Genomic DNA, 1,492 nt, shown 5'->3' with positions numbered 1-1,492 from the left:
ACTCTGACCCCATTATTTATATTCGCAACTATTTTCGATGAACTATTAAGAATATAACAGATTTATTCTAACTGACCATTGCACTACACTATAATTGTTGTTGTACAGGCGAATTGAAACAACACATTACTGACTTTTCTGAGCTAGCGGTATATTGAAGACATAACTATGGCTAAACCAATAAATCTACGTAAAACGCGAAAAACACTGTTTTCGTTATTAAAACCAGAGGCTGGCTTTTTCGGGGTTGCTATCACTTATGGCGTAGCAATTAGTTTGATGACCCTTGCAGTACCTATAGCGGTGCAAACGCTAATTAACAGTATTGCCAACATTGGCTCTACTCGAGCGGTTATTATATTGGCTGTTGTTCTGTTTCTTACCTTGTTTATATCAGGTGTATTCAGCGCCCTTCGTATGCGCGTAATGGAATTTTACGAGCGCAAAATTTATGCACGTCTTACAGCAGATCTGGGGCTGAAGACTATTCTGGCCCCGCACAGCTTTTTTGAAGGTCGACAGAACGTAAGCATTACGCAGCGTTATTTCGATATCATGACATTTCAAAAGAACGTGCCTTCGCTAATGATCGACGGGTTCGCGTTGGTATTGCAAATGCTGGTGGGCTTTACTTTAGTATCTTTTTACCATCCTGCGCTTTTCGCGTTTAACGTTGTGCTTCTACTTACCATGTACGCTGTGTGGAAAATTTGGGGGCGTGGCGCTAAACGCACGGCCATCGAACTTTCTCACGCCAAGTATGATTCGGCAAAATGGCTGCACGACATTGCTATTGCTCACGAATTTTTCAAATCGGCCGATCATGTGGAATACGCGGGTCGCAGTACTGAAGGTTACATAAGTAACTATGTTGAAAAGCACAAAAGTCACTTCCACTACACTTTTTCTCAGGTGGTCATGTTCCTATTGATGTATGCCGTGGCCAGTGCTTCGTTACTTGGTATTGGTGGTGTACTTGTTGTACAAGGTGAATTGTCTATTGGTCAGTTAGTTGCGGCTGAGCTTGTTATGTCTGCCGTATTCTTCGGTTTATCGCGTTTTACTCAATACCTTAAATTATACTATGAACTGTATGGCGCGGCTGAAAAGCTGGGTGGTGCTCTAGCTATGCCTCAAGAAGAGCTGAACGCTTCAGAGCATATACCGGCATCGTCTAAATTGGTTTTTAATAACGTTGAGCTTACACATGGCAATGATACTTGTCATTTAAACGTGGTGTTCGAGCCAGCTACCAAGTATTTCGTTACTACCGATAAAAGCTGGGTTCAGAAGCAACTGTTGGGGCTAGTAAAGCAATACGATCGCGTGAAGTCAGGCGATATATTATTAGGTGAACTTAGCCTAAACGATTATGACACGCACGAGTTACGTCAGGCCGTTACCATTTTAGATCGTTCTTTAATTATTGAAGTGTCTATAGAGCGTTATTTGAAATTGGCACATCCACAGGCAACCATTGCCGATATTCGCG

At 42.2% G+C, this 1,492-nt stretch carries 1 protein-coding gene; it reads left to right on the top strand.

Annotation, left to right across the window (positions count from 1 at the left end; all coding sequences use genetic code 11):
• Positions 1–168: 168 nt before the first annotated feature.
• On the top strand, positions 169–1,492 hold a 1,324-nt coding region (locus tag KL866_RS02845; protein WP_214993248.1), incomplete at its 3' end, for an ABC transporter ATP-binding protein.

Origin of the sequence: Alteromonas sp. ALT199 (assembly GCF_018619335.1) — a bacterium.
Taxonomy (GTDB): Bacteria; Pseudomonadota; Gammaproteobacteria; order Enterobacterales; family Alteromonadaceae; genus Alteromonas.
The sequence above is the reverse complement of the archived record's forward strand: the minus strand, read 5'-3'. Positions and strand labels throughout refer to the sequence as shown.